Source organism: Streptomyces sp. GESEQ-4 (assembly GCF_017948455.1).
GTDB lineage: Bacteria > Actinomycetota > Actinomycetes > Streptomycetales > Streptomycetaceae > Streptomyces.
On record NZ_JAFFSU010000015.1, the window covers coordinates 160,432 to 178,924 of the forward strand.

The window sequence follows — 18,493 nt, forward strand, 5'->3', positions numbered from 1 at the left end:
GCTGCGCCAATCTCAGGGCGCATAAACCGGCTCACGCCTCAAATCCGCTCAAGGCTTCGCCCGCACGGGGCCGTACCAACGACGAGGAGACGCCGATGGCATCAGCCGCCATCACGCTAGCCGCAGACGCTCCCACGCTGTCTGCCGCAAACACCGGGTTCATGCTGATCTGTTCGGCGCTGGTGTTGCTCATGACCCCCGGTCTCGCCTTCTTCTACGGCGGCATGGTCCGGGTCAAGAGCACCCTGAACATGTTGATGATGAGCTTCATCAGCATCGGCATCGTCACCATGCTGTGGGTGTTGTACGGCTTCTCCATGGCCTTCGGGTCTGACAACGGCAGCATCATCGGCTGGACCTCGGACTACGTCGGACTCAGCGGCATCGAGACCGGTGACCTGTGGTCCGGCTACACCATCCCGGTCCTCGCCTTCATGGTCTTCCAGCTGATGTTCGCGATCATCACGCCCGCCCTGATAAGCGGTGCTCTCGCGGACCGCGTGAAGTTCACCGCCTGGGCGCTGTTCGTCGCCCTGTGGGCCACGATCGTGTACTTCCCGGTCGCCCACTGGGTCTGGGGCACCGGCGGCTGGGCCTTCGAGCTCGGAGTGATCGACTTCGCCGGTGGTACGGCGGTCCACATCAACGCCGGTGCCGCCGCGCTCGGCGTGATCCTGGTCATCGGCAAGCGCGTCGGCTTCAAAAAGGACCCGATGCGCCCGCACAGCCTGCCGCTGGTCATGCTCGGCGCCGGTCTGCTGTGGTTCGGCTGGTTCGGCTTCAACGCCGGCTCGTGGCTCGGCAACGACGACGGCGTCGGCGCGCTGATGTTCGTCAACACGCAGGTCGCCACCGCCGCCGCCATGCTGGCCTGGCTGGTCTACGAGAAGATCCGCCACGGCGCGTTCACCACGCTGGGCGCCGCCTCCGGCGCGGTCGCCGGTCTGGTCGCGATCACCCCGTCCGGTGGCGCGGTCTCCCCGATCGGCGCGATCGTCGTCGGTGTCGTCGCCGGTCTGCTGTGCGCCATGGCCGTCGGCCTGAAGTACAAGCTCGGTTACGACGACTCGCTCGACGTCGTCGGCGTCCACCTCGTCGGCGGTGTCGTCGGCTCCCTGCTCGTCGGCCTGCTGGCCAGCGGCAAGGGCCAGTCCGAGGTCGAGGGTCTCTTCTACGGCGGCGGCCTGGACCAGTTCTGGAAGCAGTGCGCCGGTGTCTTCGCCGTCCTCGCCTACTCCCTGATCGTCTCCGCGGTCCTCGCCTTCATCCTCGACAAGACCATCGGCATGCGGGTTCCCGAGGACGTGGAGGTCGCCGGTATCGACCAGGCCGAGCACGCCGAGACCGCATACGACTTCAGCGGCGCCGGCGGTGGCTACGACCGCGGTGCCGTCCCGGCCCCGCCCGCGTCTGAGTCCAAGAAGGTGGACGCATGAAGCTCATCACCGCCGTCGTCAAGCCACACCGGCTCGACGAGATCAAGGAAGCCCTCCAGGCCTTCGGGGTCCACGGACTGACGGTCACCGAGGCGAGCGGCTACGGTCGTCAGCGGGGCCACACCGAGGTCTACCGGGGCGCCGAGTACACGGTCGACCTGGTCCCCAAGATCCGTATCGAGGTCCTCGCCGAGGACGACGACGCCGAGCAGCTGATCGACGTCATCGTCAAGGCCGCCCGTACCGGCAAGATCGGTGACGGAAAGGTCTGGTCCCTCCCGGTCGAGACGGCCGTACGGGTCCGGACCGGCGAGCGCGGACCCGACGCGCTGTAAGAGAAGAAGAACAGGAGTCGCTGGGTGACGAGTACGGGCGTACGTACGGAAGCAGAGGACTCGGGACCCAGCGGCTACGCGGCGGCCCGGCTGCGCCTCCTCCAAGAGGGGGCGCGGTCCGGGCCGCCGCGCCGTACAGCCCTCGCCGAACTGACCGACGACTGGCTGTCGGGGCTGTTCGGGGCGGGCGCCGACGGGCTCAAGGGCGCCTCCCTGATCGCGGTCGGCGGCTACGGCCGCGGCGAGCTGTCCCCGCGCAGCGACCTCGATCTGCTCCTGCTGCACGACGGCACCGACTCGGACGCGGTCGCTGCGCTGGCCGACCGCATCTGGTATCCGGTGTGGGACCTGGGCCTGGCCCTCGACCACTCGGTGCGGACACCGGCCGAGGCCCGCAAGACCGCCGCCGAGGATTTGAAAGTCCAACTCGGTCTCCTGGACGCCCGGCACATCGCGGGCGACCTCGGCCTGACGGCGGGACTGCGCACGGCTGTCCTCGCCGACTGGCGCAACCAGGCGCCGAAACGTCTCCCCGAGCTCCAGGAGCTGTGCGCCGAGCGCGCCGAGCGCCAGGGTGAGCTGCAGTACCTGCTGGAGCCGGACCTGAAGGAGGCCCGCGGCGGCCTCCGTGACGCCACCGCCCTGCGCGCCGTCGCCGCTTCCTGGCTGGCCGACGCCCCGCGCGAGGGCCTCGACGACGCCCGGCGCCGACTGCTCGACGTACGCGACGCCCTGCATCTGGCGACGGGCCGGGCCACCGACCGGCTGTCCCTCCAGGAGCAGGACCAGGTCGCCGCCGAGCTGGGACTCCTCGACGCCGACACCCTGCTGCGGCAGGTGTACGAGGCGGCGCGCGTCGTGTCGTATGCGAGCGATGTCACCTGGCGTGAAGTGGGGCGCGTGCTGCGGTCGCGAGCCGTGCGGCCGCGGCTGCGCGCCATGCTGGGCGGCGGGAAGCCGGTCGCCGAGCGGTCCCCGCTGGCCGAGGGCGTGGTGGAACAGGACGGCGAGGTGGTGCTCGCCCGCGCCGCGCGCCCCGAACGCGACCCCGTGCTGCCCCTGCGCGCCGCTGCCGCCGCTGCGGAAGCCGGCCTGCCGCTCTCCCTGCACGCCGTACGGCGCATGGCGGCCACCACACGCCCCCTGCCCACGCCCTGGCCCGCCGAGGCACGCGAGCAGCTGGTCACCCTGCTGGGCTCCGGCCGTCCCACTATCGAGGTGTGGGAGGCGCTGGAGGCCGAGGGCCTGATCACCCGCATGCTCCCCGACTGGGAGCGGGTCCGCTGCCGCCCGCAGCGCAACGCCGTGCACATCTGGACCGTCGACCGGCATCTCATCGAGACCGCCGTCCGCGCCTCCGACTTCGCCCGCCGGGTCAGCCGCCCCGACCTGCTCCTGGTCTCCGCGCTGCTGCACGACATCGGCAAGGGCTGGCCCGGCGACCACTCGGTGGCCGGCGAGATCATCGCCCGCGACGTGGCGGCCCGGATCGGCTTCGACCGCGAGGACGTCGCCGTGCTCGCCACGCTCGTACGGCATCACCTGCTGCTCGTCGAGACGGCCACCCGGCGTGACCTGGAGGACCCGGCCACCGTGCGCGCGGTCGCCGAGGCGGTCGGCACGCAGGGCACGCTGGAGCTGCTGCACGCGCTGACCGAGGCGGACGCGCTGGCCACCGGCCCGGCCGCCTGGTCGTCCTGGCGCGGATCCCTCGTCGCCGACCTGGTGAAGCGGGTCTCGGCGGTGCTCGCCGGGGACGTGCCGGAGGAACCGGAGGCCGCCGCGCCCACCGCCGAGCAGGAACGGCTCGCCATCGAGGCGGTCGCGACCGGCAGCCCCGTGCTGTCGCTGCGCGCGCAGACCGAGCCGCCGACGGAGGACCAGCCGACCGGCGAGCCCGAACCGCTCGGCGTCGAGCTCCTCATCGCCGTACCGGACCAGAAGGGCGTGCTGCCCGCCGTGGCCGGTGTGCTGGCGATGCACCGGCTGACGGTACGGACCGCGGAACTGCGGGCCCTGGACCTGCCGGACGGCGTCGAGGGGTCCGTCCTGCTCCTCGACTGGCGGGTCGCCGCCGAGTACGGCTCCCTGCCCCAGGCCGCCCGGCTGCGCGCCGATCTCGTACGCGCCCTGGACGGTTCCCTCGACATCGCGGGCCGCCTAGCCGAGCGCGACGCGGCCTATCCCCGGCGCCGGGGCGTCGTGGCACCGCCACCCCGGGTGACGGTCGCAGCGGGGGCGGCATCGCGGCTCGCGACGGTCATCGAGGTGCGCGCCCACGACGCGCCTGGACTCCTGCACCGGATCGGACGCGCGCTGGAGGACGCGGGCGTACGGGTCCGCAGCGCGCATGTGTCGACGCTGGGCGCGAACGCGGTGGACGCCTTCTACGTCACCGGTGCGAAGGGCGCACCGCTGCCGACCGAGGAAGCGGGAGCGGTGGCACGGAAGCTGGAGGAGACGCTGCGGGCGTGACCTCGCGGTCGCGTTACGCGTTGAGCGGATGTGTTCCCCGCTGCGCGGGGGTGGTCCGGTCGCGGAAAGCCGATCGGAGAGGGTTTCCAACTGCTCCCCGTCGACGCGGGGGTTTCGTCCCCGCCCGCTGAATGCGGCTGGCGGGGACGAGTGTCTTGTACGGCCGGATACTCTGGAGTGCAGCCCGTTCCATTCCCGACTCCGAGGACCGACGCCACCGTGTTCGATACCCTCTCCGACCGCCTCAGCGCGACTTTCAAGAACCTCCGCGGCAAGGGCAGGTTGTCCGAGGCGGACATCGACGCCACGGCCCGCGAGATCCGCATCGCGCTCCTCGAAGCGGACGTCGCCTTGCCCGTCGTACGCACGTTCATCAAGAACGTCAAGGAGCGTGCCCTCGGCGCCGATGTCTCCCGTGCGCTGAACCCGGCCCAGCAGGTCCTCAAGATCGTCAACGAGGAACTGGTCACCATCCTCGGCGGCGAGACCCGTCGTCTGCGCTTCGCCAAGCAGCCGCCCACCGTGATCATGCTGGCGGGTCTGCAGGGTGCCGGTAAGACGACCCTCGCGGGCAAGCTCGGTCACTGGCTGAAGGAGCAGGGCCACTCGCCGCTGCTCGTCGCCGCCGACCTCCAGCGCCCGAACGCCGTGAACCAGCTCAGCGTCGTCGCCGAGCGCGCCGGCGTCGCGGTCTTCGCGCCGGAGCCGGGCAACGGCGTCGGTGACCCGGTGAAGGTCGCCAAGGACTCCATCGAGTTCGCGAAGACCCGGGTCCACGACATCGTGATCGTCGACACCGCCGGCCGCCTGGGCATCGACCAGGAGATGATGCAGCAGGCCGCGGACATCCGGGACGCGGTCTCGCCCGACGAGATCCTCTTCGTCGTCGACGCGATGATCGGCCAGGACGCGGTCAACACCGCCGAGGCCTTCCGCGACGGCGTCGGCTTCGACGGCGTGGTGCTCTCCAAGCTCGACGGTGACGCCCGCGGTGGTGCGGCCCTGTCGATCCGCCAGGTCACCGGCAAGCCGATCATGTTCGCGTCGAACGGCGAGAAGCTCGACGACTTCGACGCCTTCCACCCTGACCGGATGGCCTCCCGCATCCTCGACATGGGTGACCTGCTCACCCTGATCGAGCAGGCGGAGAAGACGTTCAGCCAGGAAGAGGCCGAGAAAATGGCCTCCAAGCTGGCGTCCAAGAAGGGCCAGGACTTCACCCTGGACGACTTCCTGGCCCAGATGGAGCAGGTCAGGAAGATGGGCTCCATCTCCAAGCTGCTCGGCATGCTGCCCGGCATGGGCCAGATCAAGGACCAGATCAACAACCTCGACGAGCGGGACGTCGACCGCACGGCCGCGATCATCAAGTCGATGACCCCGGCCGAGCGCCAGGAGCCGACGATCATCAACGGCTCGCGGCGCGCCCGTATCGCCAAGGGTTCCGGCGTCGACGTCAGCGCGGTCAAGGGCCTGGTCGAGCGGTTCTTCGAGGCCCGCAAGATGATGTCCCGCATGGCCCAGGGCGGCGGCATGCCCGGGATGCCGGGCGTCCCGGGCATGGGCGGCGGCCCCGGCCGGTCGAAGAAGCAGCCCAAGAAGGCCAAGGGCAAGCAGCGCTCGGGCAACCCGATGAAGCGCAAGCAGCAGGAGCAGGAGGAGGCCGCCCGCCGCGCCGCCGCCGCTCAGGGCGGCAACGCGTTCGGCGTGCCGCAGCAAGGCCCGCAGGACTTCGAGCTGCCGGACGAGTTCAAGAAGTTCATGGGCTGACGATCGGTCCGTGTGGATTGGTTCGTACGACGCTGGGGGCGCCTCTCTCCGTGGAGGTGCCCTCAGCGCGTGCCATGGCTGGACATGTGATTTAACGTCCAGATATGAGCAATGCCGCGCCACCACGCAAGGCACCTGACCAGCCGTGGCGCACCGAGGGCACGCCGGACGAGCCGACCGGACGGTCCGGTGGCCGACGCGTACGCCCGCGCTGGTGGGGTCTGCTCCTTACCGCGGCGATCGTGTTCCTGCTGGCCTACGTGGGGCTGACGTACCTCGGCGCGGGCGACGAGCCGACGATCTCGTACACCGAGTTCAGCAAGCAGGTCGACGGCGACAACGTCTCCAAGATCTACTCCAAGGGCGACGCGATCCAGGGCCAGCTCAAGAACGCCCGGGACAACCCCGAGGGCAGCGGCGACTACACGAAGTTCAGGACACAGCGCCCGGCCTTCGCGGACGATGACCTCTGGCAGAACCTGAGCAGTCACGACGTCACCGTGACCGCGCGGCCGGTCGTGCAGGAGCGCAGCCTCCTGTCCAACGTGCTGATCTCCCTGGTGCCGATCGTGATCCTCGTCGTGGCGTGGATCCTCGTCGCCCGGAGGATGGCCGGGGGCGGTGCGGGGCGCATGCTCGGCCGCAGGGCGCCGCCCAAGCCGGTCGAGCTCCGACCGGGGACCCAGCGAACGACGTTCGCCGACGTGGCCGGCATCGACGAGGTCAAGGGCGAGCTGGACGATGTCGTCGACTTCCTCGAGCACCCCGACGCCTATCGCAGGATGGGCGCGAAGATGCCGCGCGGCGTGCTGCTCGCGGGGTCCCCCGGCACCGGCAAGACCCTGCTGGCGCGGGCGGTGGCGGGCGAGGCGGGGGTGCCCTTCTTCTCCGCATCCGCGTCCGAGTTCATCGAGATGATCGTCGGCGTCGGCGCGTCCCGAGTCCGGGAACTGTTCGCCGAGGCGCGCAAGGTGGCGCCGTCGATCATCTTCATCGACGAGATCGACACCATCGGACGGGTACGCGGCGGCGGCGCGTCGGTGAGTGGTCACGACGAGCGCGAGCAGACGCTGAACCAGATCCTCACGGAGATGGACGGCTTCTCCGGCTCGGAGGGTGTGGTCGTCATAGCGGCGACGAACCGCGCCGACATCCTGGACCCGGCGCTCACCCGGCCCGGCCGCTTCGACCGGGTGGTCAACGTCTCCCCGCCGGACCGCGGCGGACGCGAGGCAATCCTGCGGATCCACACCCGCGGGATACCGCTCGCGGAGGACGTGGATCTGACCCGGCTCGCCCGTACGACCCCGGGGATGACGGGTGCGGATCTGGCCAACCTCGCCAACGAGGCGGCTCTGCTCGCGGTCAAGCGCAAGCAGGAGCAGGTGACCGCCTCGGACCTGTCCGAGGCCCTGGAGAAGGTGCAACTGGGCGCCGAGCGCACCCTTGTGATGCCCGAGGAGGACCGCCGGCGCACGGCCTATCACGAGAGCGGGCACGCACTCCTCGGCATGCTGCAGCCCGGCGCCGACCCCGTCCGCAAGATCACCATCGTGCCGCGTGGCCGGGCGCTCGGGGTGACGATGTCCACGCCCGAGGTGGAGCGGTACGCGCACTCCGAGGAGTACCTGCGCGGCCGCATCATCGGCGCACTGGGCGGCATGGTGGCGGAAGAGGTGGTCTACGGCGTCGTCACCACGGGCGCGGAGAACGACCTCGAACAGGTCACCACCATCGCGCGCGCGATGGTGGCCCGCTGGGGCATGAGCGAGCGCGTCGGCCGGCTCTCCGCCCTGCCGAGCGACGCCCAGCAGGCGTACGGGCTCGCGGCCGCCCCGCACACCCTCGACGTCATCGACCACGAGATGCGCCGCATCGTCGACGAGTGCTACGAGGAGGCCCTCCGTAAACTCCGGGACCACCGCGGCCAGTTGGACGCCCTCGCCCAGGCGCTCCTGGAGAACGAGACGCTGGAGGAGGCGGACGCGTACCGGATCGCGGGGATCACACGCCTGGCGAAGGACGTGGATACCTAGGGCGTGCGGGCGATCAGGTAGCGGAACACGTTCGGCATCCATACCGTCCCGTCCCGCCGCAGATACGGATGCAGGGCTTCCGTCAGCTCCTTGTCGACCTGGGCCTGGTCCGTCGCGGTGATCGCCGCGTCGAAGAGCCCCGTGGACAGCAGTCCGCGCAGCGCGCTGTCCATGTCGGCGTAGCCGAAGGGGCACGCCACCCGGCCCGAACCGTCGGGCTTGAGGCCGGCTCGCTGGGCGACCTCCTCCAGGTCGTCGCGGAGGGCGGGGCGCCAACTGCCCGCGCTGCGCAGCGGATCCGCCAGCTTGGCGGCCACTCGCAGCACGGACGACGTGGTGCAACGTTCCGGCGGACCCCAGCCGGCCAGCACCACGGGCGCCCCCCGCTCGGCGAGCGGTGCCGCTGCCTCGAGCAGCTCGCGGAGTCCCTCCGAGTCGCCCGCGAGACACCCGATGGGCTCGAAAGCGGTCACCAGGCTGTACGCGGGTGTCGCCGCGCCGGCCGCGTCCCGCGGTGAGCCGTCGACGAGCCGGGTGTTCGCACGCGCGCGCGTGCCCCACGCCTCGGGCCGCAGCCGCTCCCGCGCGAGGGCGAGCCGCTGCGGGGAGGAGGGTTCGACACCGGTGACGGCGGCGCCTCTGGAGGCTGCCATCAGCAGGGCCAGCCCGGATCCGCAGCCGAGGCCGAGGAGCCGTGTGCCGACGCCGACTTGCAGTCGCTCGTAGACGGCCTCGAAGAGCGGGACCAGCATCCGCTCCTGGATCTCGGACCAGTCACGCGCGCGTGCACACAGATCCACGCGTGGCCCGTGGCCCGCAGGAGACAGGTGCTGCCGCACGAGCGTAGGTGTCATGTAAAGCGCCCCAATCCGACGAGAGTTGCCGCTGTGCCCGATTCCGTAGACCCCGTGACGTGCGCTCGCTGCGCCCCCCGTATGCCAGGAAACTCCCCGTCCGCGCCCTCGTCCAGAGGGTTGTGCCGCCCGGCTTGTGGGTTCGTTGTACGAGTGGCGAGATTTCACATTCCGGCAACGTGGGCCCGTACCATCTCGCCATGGCAAAGGCACCCGTACTCACCCCGCGGGCGGACGACTTCCCGCGCTGGTACCAGGATCTGATCACCAAGGCCGAACTGGCCGACAACGGTCCGGTGCGCGGCACCATGGTGATCCGACCGTACGGGTACGGGCTGTGGGAGCGGATGCAGGCTGAGATGGACGCCCGCATCAAGGAGACGGGTACCCAGAACGCGTACTTCCCGCTGCTGATCCCGCAGTCGTACTTCGCCAAGGAGGCCGAGCACGTCGAGGGCTTCGCGCCCGAACTCGCCGTGGTCACGCACGGCGGCGGCAAGGAGCTCGAAGAGCCGGCCGTGGTCCGCCCCACCTCCGAGATGATCATCAACGACTACTTCTCGAAGTGGGTGCAGAGCTACCGCGACCTGCCGCTGCTGATCAACCAGTGGGCGAACGTGGTCCGTTGGGAACTGCGGCCCCGCCTCTTCCTCCGTACGACCGAATTCCTGTGGCAGGAAGGCCACACCGCGCACGCCACCTACGAGGACGCCCGCGACTTCGCCGCGCACATCCACCGCGAGGTCTACGAGGACTTCATGGTGAACGTCCTCGCCATGGACTCCGTCCCCGGCCGCAAGACCGTCAAGGAGCGCTTCGCGGGCGCCCTCAACACCCTCACCCTCGAGGCGATGATGGGCGACGGCAAGGCCCTCCAGCTGGCCACCAGCCATGAGCTGGGCCAGAACTTCGCCAAGGCCTTCAACACCCGGTACCTGTCCAAGGACGGCAGACAGGAGTTGGTCTGGCAGACGTCCTGGGGGTCCACCACCCGCATGATCGGCGCCCTGGTGATGACTCACGGAGATGACAACGGCCTGCGGGTCCCGCCGCGCCTCGCCTCGGTGCAGGCCGTCGTCCTCGCGATCAAGGGCGATGACGCGGTTCTGGCCAAGGTCCGCGAGATCGGGGACCGGCTGAAGGCCGCGGGCATCCGCGTCCACGTCGACGACCGCACGGACACCCCCTTCGGGCGCCGGGCCGTCGACTGGGAGCTGAAGGGCGTGCCGGTCCGCATCGAGGTCGGCCCCCGTGACCTGGAGAACGGCACCGCGATGCTGGCCCGCCGGATCCCCGGCGGCAAGGAGCCGGTGGCGATCGACTCGCTCGTACGACTGCTCCCCACGATCCTCGAAGAGGATCAGGCGCTGTTGCTGACCCAGTCCCGCGAGCGCCGTGAGTCCCGTACGTCCGACGTGTCGAGCATCGAGGAGGCCGTCGACGCGACGACCGCCGGCGGCTGGGCCCGCGTCCCGTGGGCGGCCCTCGGCGAAGAAGGCGAGGCCAAGCTGGGTGAGCACGCGGTGACCGTACGGTGTCTGGTCGCCGAGGACGGGTCGGTGCCGGACGCCGATGACGCACCCGGTAACGTCGCGATCGTCGCGCGAGCCTACTGAGCCATGGGCGGAGCCGACCGAAACGCCTCTTGCGCATCGCGCGAACGCAGGTGCCCCGGCGTGCGGACGGGCGCTACGCGCCGGGTCGTACGTCAGCCTACGTACCGGCTTGGTATGAGCTGTGAGGCTTCTCCGCAGATCAGCGCACCCGCCCTCGTCCGGACGCATCAGCGGCAACTGACGGGTACGTGCAAATTATTTGGGATGCCCCGGAATAGGAACACAGCGGCACCCTGGCTCGTTGTCATTACGTGAGCACGACACAGACACCACCTGTTCTCGCCGCAGAGCTGGCGCAGGCGTGGGCCGACATTCAGCGGTACCACCCCGAGCTGCCGGATCTTGCCGCGCCCGAGTCACTGATCGGGGAGTCGTCGTCCGCCTGCGGGCACGCGCTCTCCTTCGAGCGACTGCTCCATGAGGCAGTCCATGGCATCGCCGCCGCCCGAGGAATCCGCGACACCTCGCGCGCCGGCCGCTACCACAACCGCAGATTCCTCGCGATCGCCGAGGAGCTGGGCCTGGACCACCCGGAGGAGCCGCATCCGAGCAGCGGCTTCTCGCTGGTCACGCTCAACCCCGAGGCGAAGAGGCGCTACCGCCCGACCATGGAGCGGCTCCAGCGGGCCCTCAAGGCCCACACCGCGGCGACCTCCGCCGACACATCCCGCACCTTCCGCGGCCCGGCGGCCCGCCATGGCTCCTCCGGCGGCGGCGTCCGCGTCAAGGCCGTCTGTGACTGCGGGCGCAACGTCCGCGTCGTCCCGTCGGTCCTGGCCCAGGCCCCGATCGTCTGCGGCGGCTGCGGCAAGCCGTTCCGCATCCCGGAGGTCGTGGGCGTGGCGTAACCACGACGACTCCAGCACCGGCATCTCGTGGCTGCCGGTCGGAACACGTGGTGACGGGGTGACTTGTCTGCGGGCATGCGTGCCGCCTGGGGCGGCACGCGTGGGCGCAGGCGGCACCCCGTAAGCGCCGGGCTGCGCGACCCACCCCAAGGGCACCCCAGACGCCGGGTGCCCCTCAGGCATGCCCAGCCCAGCTCCACCCACCGTCGGTCCGAAGCGACCCGCAGGGTGTGGCACAATGACTAGCTGTACTCGACAGCCGCAAAGGACCCCTCTCTCCTCCGGCTGACGCGTCCATCGGGCACTCGGGTACCGCAACCCCACGCGGCCATCTCGCCGTGCCCACCCACGTCAAACCAGGAGAACCCACTCCAGTGGCAGTCAAGATCAAGCTGAAGCGTCTGGGCAAGATCCGTTCGCCTCACTACCGCATCGTCGTCGCCGACTCCCGCACTCGCCGTGACGGCCGTGCGATCGAGGAGATCGGTCTCTACCACCCGGTGCAGAACCCCTCGCGCATCGAGGTCGACGCCGACCGCGTGGCGTACTGGCTCTCCGTCGGCGCTCAGCCGACCGAGCCCGTCCTCGCCATCCTGAAGAAGACCGGCGACTGGCAGAAGTACAAGGGCGAGCCCGCCCCGGCGCCGCTGCTGCAGCCGGCCGAGAAGGCGGCGCGTCCGTCCTTCGAGGCTCTCGGTGGCGACGACGAGGGCAAGGGTGAGGCGATCACCCAGAAGAAGAAGGCTGAGAAGAAGGACGAGGCCGCCGCCGAGTCCGCGTCGACCGAGGCCTGAGCATGCTCGAGGAGGCTCTCGAGCACCTCGTGAAGGGCATCGTCGACAACCCTGACGATGTGCAGGTCGCCTCGCGCACCCTGCGCCGCGGACGCGTGCTCGAGGTCCGGGTCCACCCGGACGACCTCGGCAAGGTCATCGGCCGCAACGGCCGTACCGCACGCGCTCTGCGTACCGTCGTGGGCGCCATCGGCGGCCGTGGTGTCCGCGTCGACCTCGTCGACGTGGACCACGTCCGCTGACGCCAATCGCAGCACCGGCTCGGGCCGGGGAGGGCCACTGGGCCGTCCCCGGCCCGCAGTCGTACGTACGACAGGAGATCTTCGAAAAGTGCAGCTCGTAGTCGCCCGGATCGGCCGCGCCCACGGCATCAAGGGCGAGGTCACCGTCGAGGTACGTACCGACGAGCCGGAACTCAGGCTCGGCCCCGGGGCCGTACTGGCCACCGACCCCGCCTCCGTGGGCCCGCTCACCATCGAGACCGGCCGGGTGCACAGCGGCCGTCTCCTGCTGCGCTTCGAGGGAGTGAAGGACCGCAGCGCCGCCGAGGCCCTGCGCAACACTCTCCTCATCGCTGAAGTGGACCCGGAGGTGCTCCCCGAGGAAGAGGACGAGTACTACGACCACCAGCTGATGGACCTGGACGTCGTCACCAAGGACGGCACGGAGGTCGGCCGGATCACGGAGATCTCACATCTGCCGTCCCAGGACCTGTTCATCGTGGAGCGACCGGACGGCAGCGAGGTGCTGATCCCCTTCGTGGGGGAGATCGTCACCGAGATCGACCTGGAGGAGCAGCGCGCCGTCATCGACCCGCCTCCGGGTCTGATCGACGACCAGACTGAGATCGTGTCGTCGAAGGACCCCGAAGCATGAGACTCGACGTCGTCACGATCTTCCCCGAGTACCTGGAGCCCCTGAACGTCTCCCTCGTCGGCAAGGCACGCGCGCGTGGACAGCTGAATGTGCACGTGCACGATCTGCGGACCTGGACGTACGACCGCCACAACACGGTCGACGACACTCCGTACGGCGGCGGCCCCGGCATGGTGATGAAGACCGAGCCCTGGGGCGACGCCTTGGACTCCGTCCTCGCCGACGGCTACGAGACCGGCTCCCACGCCCCCGCGCTCCTCGTCCCCACGCCCAGTGGCCGCCCCTTCACCCAGGAACTCGCCGTCGAGCTCTCCGAGCGCCCCTGGCTGCTCTTCGCGCCCGCACGCTACGAGGGCATCGACCGCCGCGTCATCGACGAGTACGCGACGCGGATGCGCGTCTACGAGGTGTCCATCGGCGACTACGTCCTCGCCGGTGGCGAGGCGGCCGTACTCGTCATCACGGAAGCCGTGGCCCGCCTGCTGCCCGGCGTCCTGGGCAACGCCGAGTCCCACCGGGACGACTCCTTCGCGCCCGGCGCCATGGCCGGCCTCCTGGAGGGGCCCGTCTACACCAAGCCGCCCCAGTGGCGCGGCCGGGAGATCCCGGACGTGCTGCTCAGCGGCCACCACGGGAAGATCGCCCGCTGGCGCCGGGACGAGGCGCTGAAGCGTACGACGGCCCATCGGCCCGACCTGATCGAGCGCTGCGACCCCAAGGTCTTCGACAAGAAGGACCGCGAGATGCTCTCCATCCTGGGCTGGATGCCCGACCCGGAGGGCGAACCGTACGGCCGATTTTGGCGCAGGCCAGCGGGCATGGAAGAATAGGCCGCTGCTGTGCGCCGTCCGGCGTGCGCCCCTGCCACAGGGGGACACGACGCCCGCCCCGACGAGCACGGATCTCATTCTCATTCCAGGAACACCTAGTTACCGTTGATGACCTGTGGCATCAGCGAAGAAAGCAGACGAAATGTCTCACCTGCTCGACACCGTCGACGCCGCGTCGCTGCGCAGCGACGTCCCGGCCTTCCGCCCGGGCGACACGGTCAACGTCCACGTCCGCGTCATCGAGGGCAACCGCTCCCGTGTGCAGCAGTTCAAGGGCGTCGTCATCCGTCGCCAGGGTTCCGGCGTGCGCGAGACCTTCACGGTCCGCAAGGTCTCCTTCTCCGTCGGCGTCGAGCGCACCTTCCCGGTGCACACCCCGATCGTCGAGAAGATCGAGCTCGTCACCAAGGGTGACGTGCGCCGCGCCAAGCTGTACTACCTGCGCGACCTGCGCGGCAAGGCCGCGAAGATCAAGGAGAAGCGCGAGAACTGAGCGCTTCTCGGAGGTCACAGCGGGGCCGGATAGCATCTGGCCCCGATGGACACCGAAGCACAGCCGACGGAGCGCGACCGCTCCTCCCGCCCTTTCGCATCCGAGGAGATCTCGGACACAGAGGGGCAGGAGGGACGGTCGCGTTCCGCGTTGGTCTCGCGGATCACCGACTGGCTCCCCGGCGGGCGGATCAGCCTGACCCTGCTTGTCTGCCTGCTGTTTCTCCTGCTGCTCAACGCGTTCGTGGTGCGGCCGTTCCAGATTCCCAGCGGATCCATGGAGCGCGGATTGAGGATCGGGGACCGCGTTCTCGTAAATAAGTTGGCGTACCGTTTCGGTGCTCAGCCGCGGCGTGGCGATGTGATCGTGTTCGACGGAACCGGGTATTTCGGGGACGCGGACTACATCAAACGCGTTGTCGGTGTGGGGGGAGACCACGTGGTCTGCTGTGACAAGGAGGGGAGGATCGTGGTGAACGGCCGGTCGGTCGACGAGTCGTCGTTCCTGTACCCCGGTGACAGCCCGTCCACGGTGCCCTTCGACGTCGTCGTGCCGGAAGGCACCCTGTTCGTCCTCGGCGACCACCGCAGCGAGTCCAGCGACTCCCGCGACCACCTCGGCTCACCGGGCGGCGGCATGATCCCCGTGGACGACGTCGTGGGCCGGGCCGACGGGATCGTATGGCCCGCGAGCCACGCCACCCGCCTCCACCGCCCCGACGCCTACGCGCGCGTGCCGGCCGCGGAGGGGGGCCATGGGTAACCGCGGTAGGCCGCGTGGGATCTCCGCGCACGCGGCCGACAATCTGCTGCCCACCGGCGTCCGGCGGGCATCGTCCCCGGGCGGCGGCCGTACCCGGGCGGAGCGGCGCAAGCTTCAGCGGAAGGTCAAGCGGCGCCGCAGGCGGTCCGCCGCCAAGGAGATACCCCTCCTCGTCGGCGTGGCCGTCCTGATAGCCCTCGTCCTGAAGACGTTCCTCGTCCAGGCCTTCGTGATCCCGTCCGGCTCGATGGAGCAGACGATCCAGATCGGCGACCGCGTCCTGGTCGACAAGTTCACCCCGTGGTTCGGCTCCAAGCCGGAGCGCGGGGACGTCGTCGTCTTCAAGGACCCCGGTGGCTGGCTCCAGGACGAGGTGAGCACCACCAAGAAGGAAGACCCCATCATCGTCAAGCAGGTCAAGGAAGGGCTCACCTTCATCGGCCTGCTGCCGTCCGACAACGAGAAGGACCTCATCAAGCGGGTCGTCGGAGTCGGCGGCGACCGCGTCAAGTGCTGTGACACGCAAGGACGGGTGACCGTCAACGGCGTTCCGCTGGAGGAGGGTGACTATCTCTATCCCGGCAACGCCCCGTCCCAGTCCCGGTTCGACATCACCGTCCCGCAGGGACGGCTGTGGGTGATGGGCGACCACCGCAGCAACTCCGCGGACTCCCGCTCGCACCAGGACCAGGAATACGGCGGCACGGTCTCCGAGGAGGAAGTGGTGGGCCGGGCCATGGTCATCGCCTGGCCGTTCAACCACTGGAACTCCCTGAACGAACCAAAAACCTACGCTTCCGTGACCGACTCGTCGCCCGGGTCGACCGCGGCTCCCCAGCTGTCGCATAGGGTTGCACCCGACGATCCGAACGGAACGATCCAGCTCCCGACCCCTGCGGAACTCCCGCTCGTTATGGGAGTAGTGGGCCTGCGCCGTGCATGGGGCAGGCGGCGACACAGAGTAAGGAGTTGGCGTGGGGGATGTGGCGGTTGGCGCACGGTCCGGACAAGACGGCGAGGACCGCGGGCGCCCCGTGGAAGCAGCTGTCCCGGCCGCGGACAGCGCCGTGACCTCCGGGAATGACTCCGGGGCGGCCGACGACGGGACAACGGCGGACCAGCAGAACCCGGCCGGGGGCCGGGGGCCGGGCGACTCGACCCCCCAGGCGAAGAAGCCGCCGCGCTCCTTCTGGAAGGAGCTGCCCATCCTGATCGGTATCGCGCTGATTCTCGCGCTGCTGATCAAGACCTTCCTGGTGCAGGCGTTCTCGATCCCGTCCGACTCGATGCAGAACACCCTCCAGCAGGGTGACCGCGTCCTGGTCGACAAGCTCACCCCCTGGTTCGGCTCCGAGCCCGAGCGCGGCGAGGTCGTCGTCTTCCACGACCCGGACAGCTGGCTCGCGGGCGAGCCCACGACCGACCCGAACGCGCTGCAGACCTTCCTCAGCTGGATCGGCCTGATGCCGTCCGCGGAGGAGAAGGACCTCATCAAGCGGGTGGTCGGCGTCGGCGGCGACACCATCGAGTGCAAGGGCACGGGCCCGCTGAAGGTCAACGGCAAGGCGCTGAACGAATCGTCGTACGTCTACCCGGGCAACACCCCGTGCAGCGTCGACGACCAGGGCGGCCAGTTCAAGGTGAAGGTCCCCGAGGGCTTCATCTGGGTCATGGGCGACCACCGGCAGAACTCCCGCGACTCCCGCTACAACACGTCGGACGCGAACAAGGGCATGGTCCCGGTGGACAAGGTCGTCGGCCGCGCCATCGTCAAGGCCTGGCCGATCAACCGCTGGGGCACGCTCCCGGTCCCGGACACCTTCGACCAGCCCGGCCTCAGCGCCCAGGCGGTGGTCGCGGTCACCTCGCCGGGCGCCTTGGCGCTCGTAGGGGCTGTGCCGCTGGTGCTGGTGCGGCGGCGACGGAAGGCTGCCGAGTACCGGAAGGTCTCGGAGTAGCACCCCGGCTGGTTTATGTACCAGAACTTGGGCTGACCCGGTGCCGTACCCCCGGGTAGGGTGCGGACCCATGGGTGGCGAGAGCACGACACGTACGGCCCCGCGCAGCGGTGGGGTGGACAGGAGCCCGGCGGGCGGCCGGATCGGACAGCGGTTGTCCGGGGTGGCCGTGGCGCTGGGCCTTGTGCTGTTCCTCGGCGGATTCGCCTGGGGAGCGGTCGTCTATCGGCCGTACACGGTGCCCACCAGCTCGATGTCGCCGACGATCGACATGGGCAGCCGGGTGCTCGCGGAGCGGGTCGACGGCGCCGACGTGCGCCGGGGTGACGTCGTCGTCTTCCGGGACAAGACCTGGGTGACCAACGCGCCCGTGGTCAAGCGGGTCGTCGCCGTCGGTGGGGACACCGTCGGCTGCTGCACCGACGGCAAGCTGACCGTCAACGGCAAGCAGATCGACGAACCGTATCTGCCGGGGGGCAGCGCGGCCGAGATCACGGACTTCCCGACCGTGACGGTCCCCGAGGGGCGGCTGTTCCTGCTCGGCGACGAACGCCAGGGCTCCCTGGACTCCACCGCCCACCTGACCGACGCCGCCAGCGGCACGGTGGCGCGCAGCGCCGTCAGCGCCCGGGTCGACGCGGTCGCCTGGCCCATGGACGGCATGCTGCAGAGCCCCAGCGGCTTCGAGACGCTCGGCGCCCTGTCCTCGCCCGGACCGCTGCGTACGATCGTCGCGCTGGTGATCGCCGGCGGGGTCCTCGTCCTCGGCGGTGGGGCGTACGGCCCGATCGCCAAGCGGTTCGGCTCCCGCGGCCGGACGAGCCCGGGGCCCGCCGGTGCCCGCTGAGGCGACGGACGCGGGCGTGGAATCGTACGAAAGCGGGCTGCGCAAGGTGGCCCGGGTCGTCCTCCTCGACCCGGAGGACCGCATTCTGCTGCTGCACGGCCATGAGCCGGACGACCGGGCCGACGACTGGTGGTTCACGCCCGGGGGCGGTCTGGAGGGCGATGAGACCCGTGAGCAGGCCGCTCTCAGGGAACTCGCGGAGGAGACCGGGATCACCGAGGTCGAGCTCGGGCCGGTGCTCTGGCGGCGGAAGTGCTCGTTCCCGTTCGCGGGCCGACGCTGGGACCAGGACGAGTGGTACTACCTGGCCCGTACGACCCAGACGGCCACGAGGGCCGCGGGCCTCACCGAGCTGGAGCGGCGCAGTGTCGCCGGAGCACGTTGGTGGACCTGTGAGGAACTGACCCGGGCGCATGAGACGGTGTATCCGACCAGACTCGCCGAGCTGCTGCGCAGGCTGCTCGACGAAGGTCCCCCGGCCAGGCCCGAGATCCTTGACACAGAAATCGTCTAGGGGCTCACGGGACTGGCGCACAATGGTGGGATCGCACGGCTGAAGGGGA

Annotated in this window: 19 protein-coding genes; 17 read left to right on the top strand and 2 right to left on the bottom strand. The window is 69.9% G+C overall.

Going from position 1 to position 18,493, the window contains the following annotated elements:
* Window positions 1–31: 31 nt before the first annotated feature.
* Window positions 32–193: a hypothetical protein gene (locus KCH48_RS42390; protein ID WP_246885969.1), complete on the bottom strand. Its 162-nt coding sequence runs from the start codon at window positions 191–193 to the stop codon at window positions 32–34.
* Between KCH48_RS42390 and KCH48_RS27185 the strand changes: the two genes are divergently transcribed.
* The 5 genes from KCH48_RS27185 to ftsH all read left to right on the top strand — a co-directional run bounded on the left by KCH48_RS27185 (window position 162) and on the right by ftsH (window position 8,052).
* Window positions 162–1,436 (top strand): ammonium transporter, encoded by a 1,275-nt coding sequence (locus KCH48_RS27185; protein WP_246885956.1) that lies wholly within the window; start codon window positions 162–164, stop codon window positions 1,434–1,436. The genes KCH48_RS42390 and KCH48_RS27185 overlap by 32 nt on opposite strands.
* Complete coding sequence (locus KCH48_RS27190; RefSeq protein WP_003997576.1) at window positions 1,433–1,771, top strand: P-II family nitrogen regulator; 339 nt, start codon at window positions 1,433–1,435, stop codon at window positions 1,769–1,771. Before KCH48_RS27185 ends, KCH48_RS27190 begins: the two co-directional genes overlap by 4 nt.
* A 24-nt stretch (window positions 1,772–1,795) precedes the next feature.
* Entirely contained in the window at window positions 1,796–4,246 is a 2,451-nt protein-coding gene (locus tag KCH48_RS27195) for a [protein-PII] uridylyltransferase (RefSeq protein WP_210577441.1), read from the top strand.
* A gap of 219 nt (window positions 4,247–4,465) precedes the next feature.
* Entirely contained in the window at window positions 4,466–6,016 is a 1,551-nt protein-coding gene (gene ffh, locus KCH48_RS27200) for a signal recognition particle protein (protein ID WP_210577442.1), read from the top strand.
* A gap of 104 nt (window positions 6,017–6,120) precedes the next feature.
* Entirely contained in the window at window positions 6,121–8,052 is a 1,932-nt protein-coding gene (ftsH, locus tag KCH48_RS27205; RefSeq protein ID WP_210577444.1) for an ATP-dependent zinc metalloprotease FtsH, read from the top strand.
* On the opposite strand, the gene KCH48_RS27210 is transcribed toward ftsH, so the two are convergent.
* Complete coding sequence (locus tag KCH48_RS27210; RefSeq protein WP_210577446.1) at window positions 8,049–8,906, bottom strand: SAM-dependent methyltransferase; 858 nt, start codon at window positions 8,904–8,906, stop codon at window positions 8,049–8,051. The genes ftsH and KCH48_RS27210 overlap by 4 nt on opposite strands.
* A gap of 200 nt (window positions 8,907–9,106) precedes the next feature.
* On the opposite strand from KCH48_RS27210, the gene proS reads away from it, so the two are divergent.
* From proS to KCH48_RS27270, 12 genes are all read left to right on the top strand, one after another.
* Window positions 9,107–10,522, top strand: coding sequence for a proline--tRNA ligase (gene proS, locus KCH48_RS27215; RefSeq protein ID WP_210577447.1), 1,416 nt, complete (start codon window positions 9,107–9,109; stop codon window positions 10,520–10,522).
* 251 nt (window positions 10,523–10,773) lie between these two features.
* Window positions 10,774–11,370, top strand: a complete 597-nt coding sequence (locus tag KCH48_RS27220; RefSeq protein WP_210577449.1) for a hypothetical protein — start codon at window positions 10,774–10,776, stop codon at window positions 11,368–11,370.
* Between the two features lie 374 nt (window positions 11,371–11,744).
* Window positions 11,745–12,164, top strand: coding sequence for a 30S ribosomal protein S16 (rpsP, locus tag KCH48_RS27225; protein WP_210577451.1), 420 nt, complete (start codon window positions 11,745–11,747; stop codon window positions 12,162–12,164).
* Window positions 12,165–12,166: 2 nt separating this feature from the next.
* On the top strand, window positions 12,167–12,406 hold the full coding sequence (locus KCH48_RS27230; RefSeq protein WP_007384965.1) for an RNA-binding protein: 240 nt from the start codon (window positions 12,167–12,169) through the stop codon (window positions 12,404–12,406).
* A gap of 88 nt (window positions 12,407–12,494) precedes the next feature.
* On the top strand, window positions 12,495–13,040 hold the full coding sequence (gene rimM, locus KCH48_RS27235) for a ribosome maturation factor RimM (RefSeq protein ID WP_210577458.1): 546 nt from the start codon (window positions 12,495–12,497) through the stop codon (window positions 13,038–13,040).
* Window positions 13,037–13,870 (top strand): tRNA (guanosine(37)-N1)-methyltransferase TrmD, encoded by an 834-nt coding sequence (gene trmD / locus KCH48_RS27240; RefSeq protein WP_210577465.1) that lies wholly within the window; start codon window positions 13,037–13,039, stop codon window positions 13,868–13,870. The genes rimM and trmD overlap by 4 nt, the downstream gene beginning before the upstream one ends.
* A gap of 142 nt (window positions 13,871–14,012) precedes the next feature.
* Window positions 14,013–14,363 (top strand): 50S ribosomal protein L19, encoded by a 351-nt coding sequence (gene rplS / locus KCH48_RS27245; protein WP_210577466.1) that lies wholly within the window; start codon window positions 14,013–14,015, stop codon window positions 14,361–14,363.
* A 45-nt stretch (window positions 14,364–14,408) separates the two neighbouring features.
* Entirely contained in the window at window positions 14,409–15,125 is a 717-nt protein-coding gene (gene lepB / locus KCH48_RS27250; RefSeq protein ID WP_210577468.1) for a signal peptidase I, read from the top strand.
* Window positions 15,118–16,209: a signal peptidase I gene (gene lepB, locus KCH48_RS27255; RefSeq protein ID WP_210577469.1), complete on the top strand. Its 1,092-nt coding sequence runs from the start codon at window positions 15,118–15,120 to the stop codon at window positions 16,207–16,209. The genes lepB (KCH48_RS27250) and lepB (KCH48_RS27255) overlap by 8 nt, the downstream gene beginning before the upstream one ends.
* Window positions 16,100–17,083, top strand: coding sequence for a signal peptidase I (gene lepB, locus KCH48_RS27260; RefSeq protein WP_210577476.1), 984 nt, complete (start codon window positions 16,100–16,102; stop codon window positions 17,081–17,083). The genes lepB (KCH48_RS27255) and lepB (KCH48_RS27260) overlap by 110 nt, the downstream gene beginning before the upstream one ends.
* A 70-nt stretch (window positions 17,084–17,153) precedes the next feature.
* Complete coding sequence (lepB, locus tag KCH48_RS27265) at window positions 17,154–17,930, top strand: signal peptidase I (RefSeq protein WP_210577478.1); 777 nt, start codon at window positions 17,154–17,156, stop codon at window positions 17,928–17,930.
* Window positions 17,920–18,444, top strand: coding sequence for an NUDIX hydrolase (locus KCH48_RS27270; protein ID WP_210577480.1), 525 nt, complete (start codon window positions 17,920–17,922; stop codon window positions 18,442–18,444). The genes lepB (KCH48_RS27265) and KCH48_RS27270 overlap by 11 nt, the downstream gene beginning before the upstream one ends.
* Window positions 18,445–18,493: the final 49 nt, after the last annotated feature.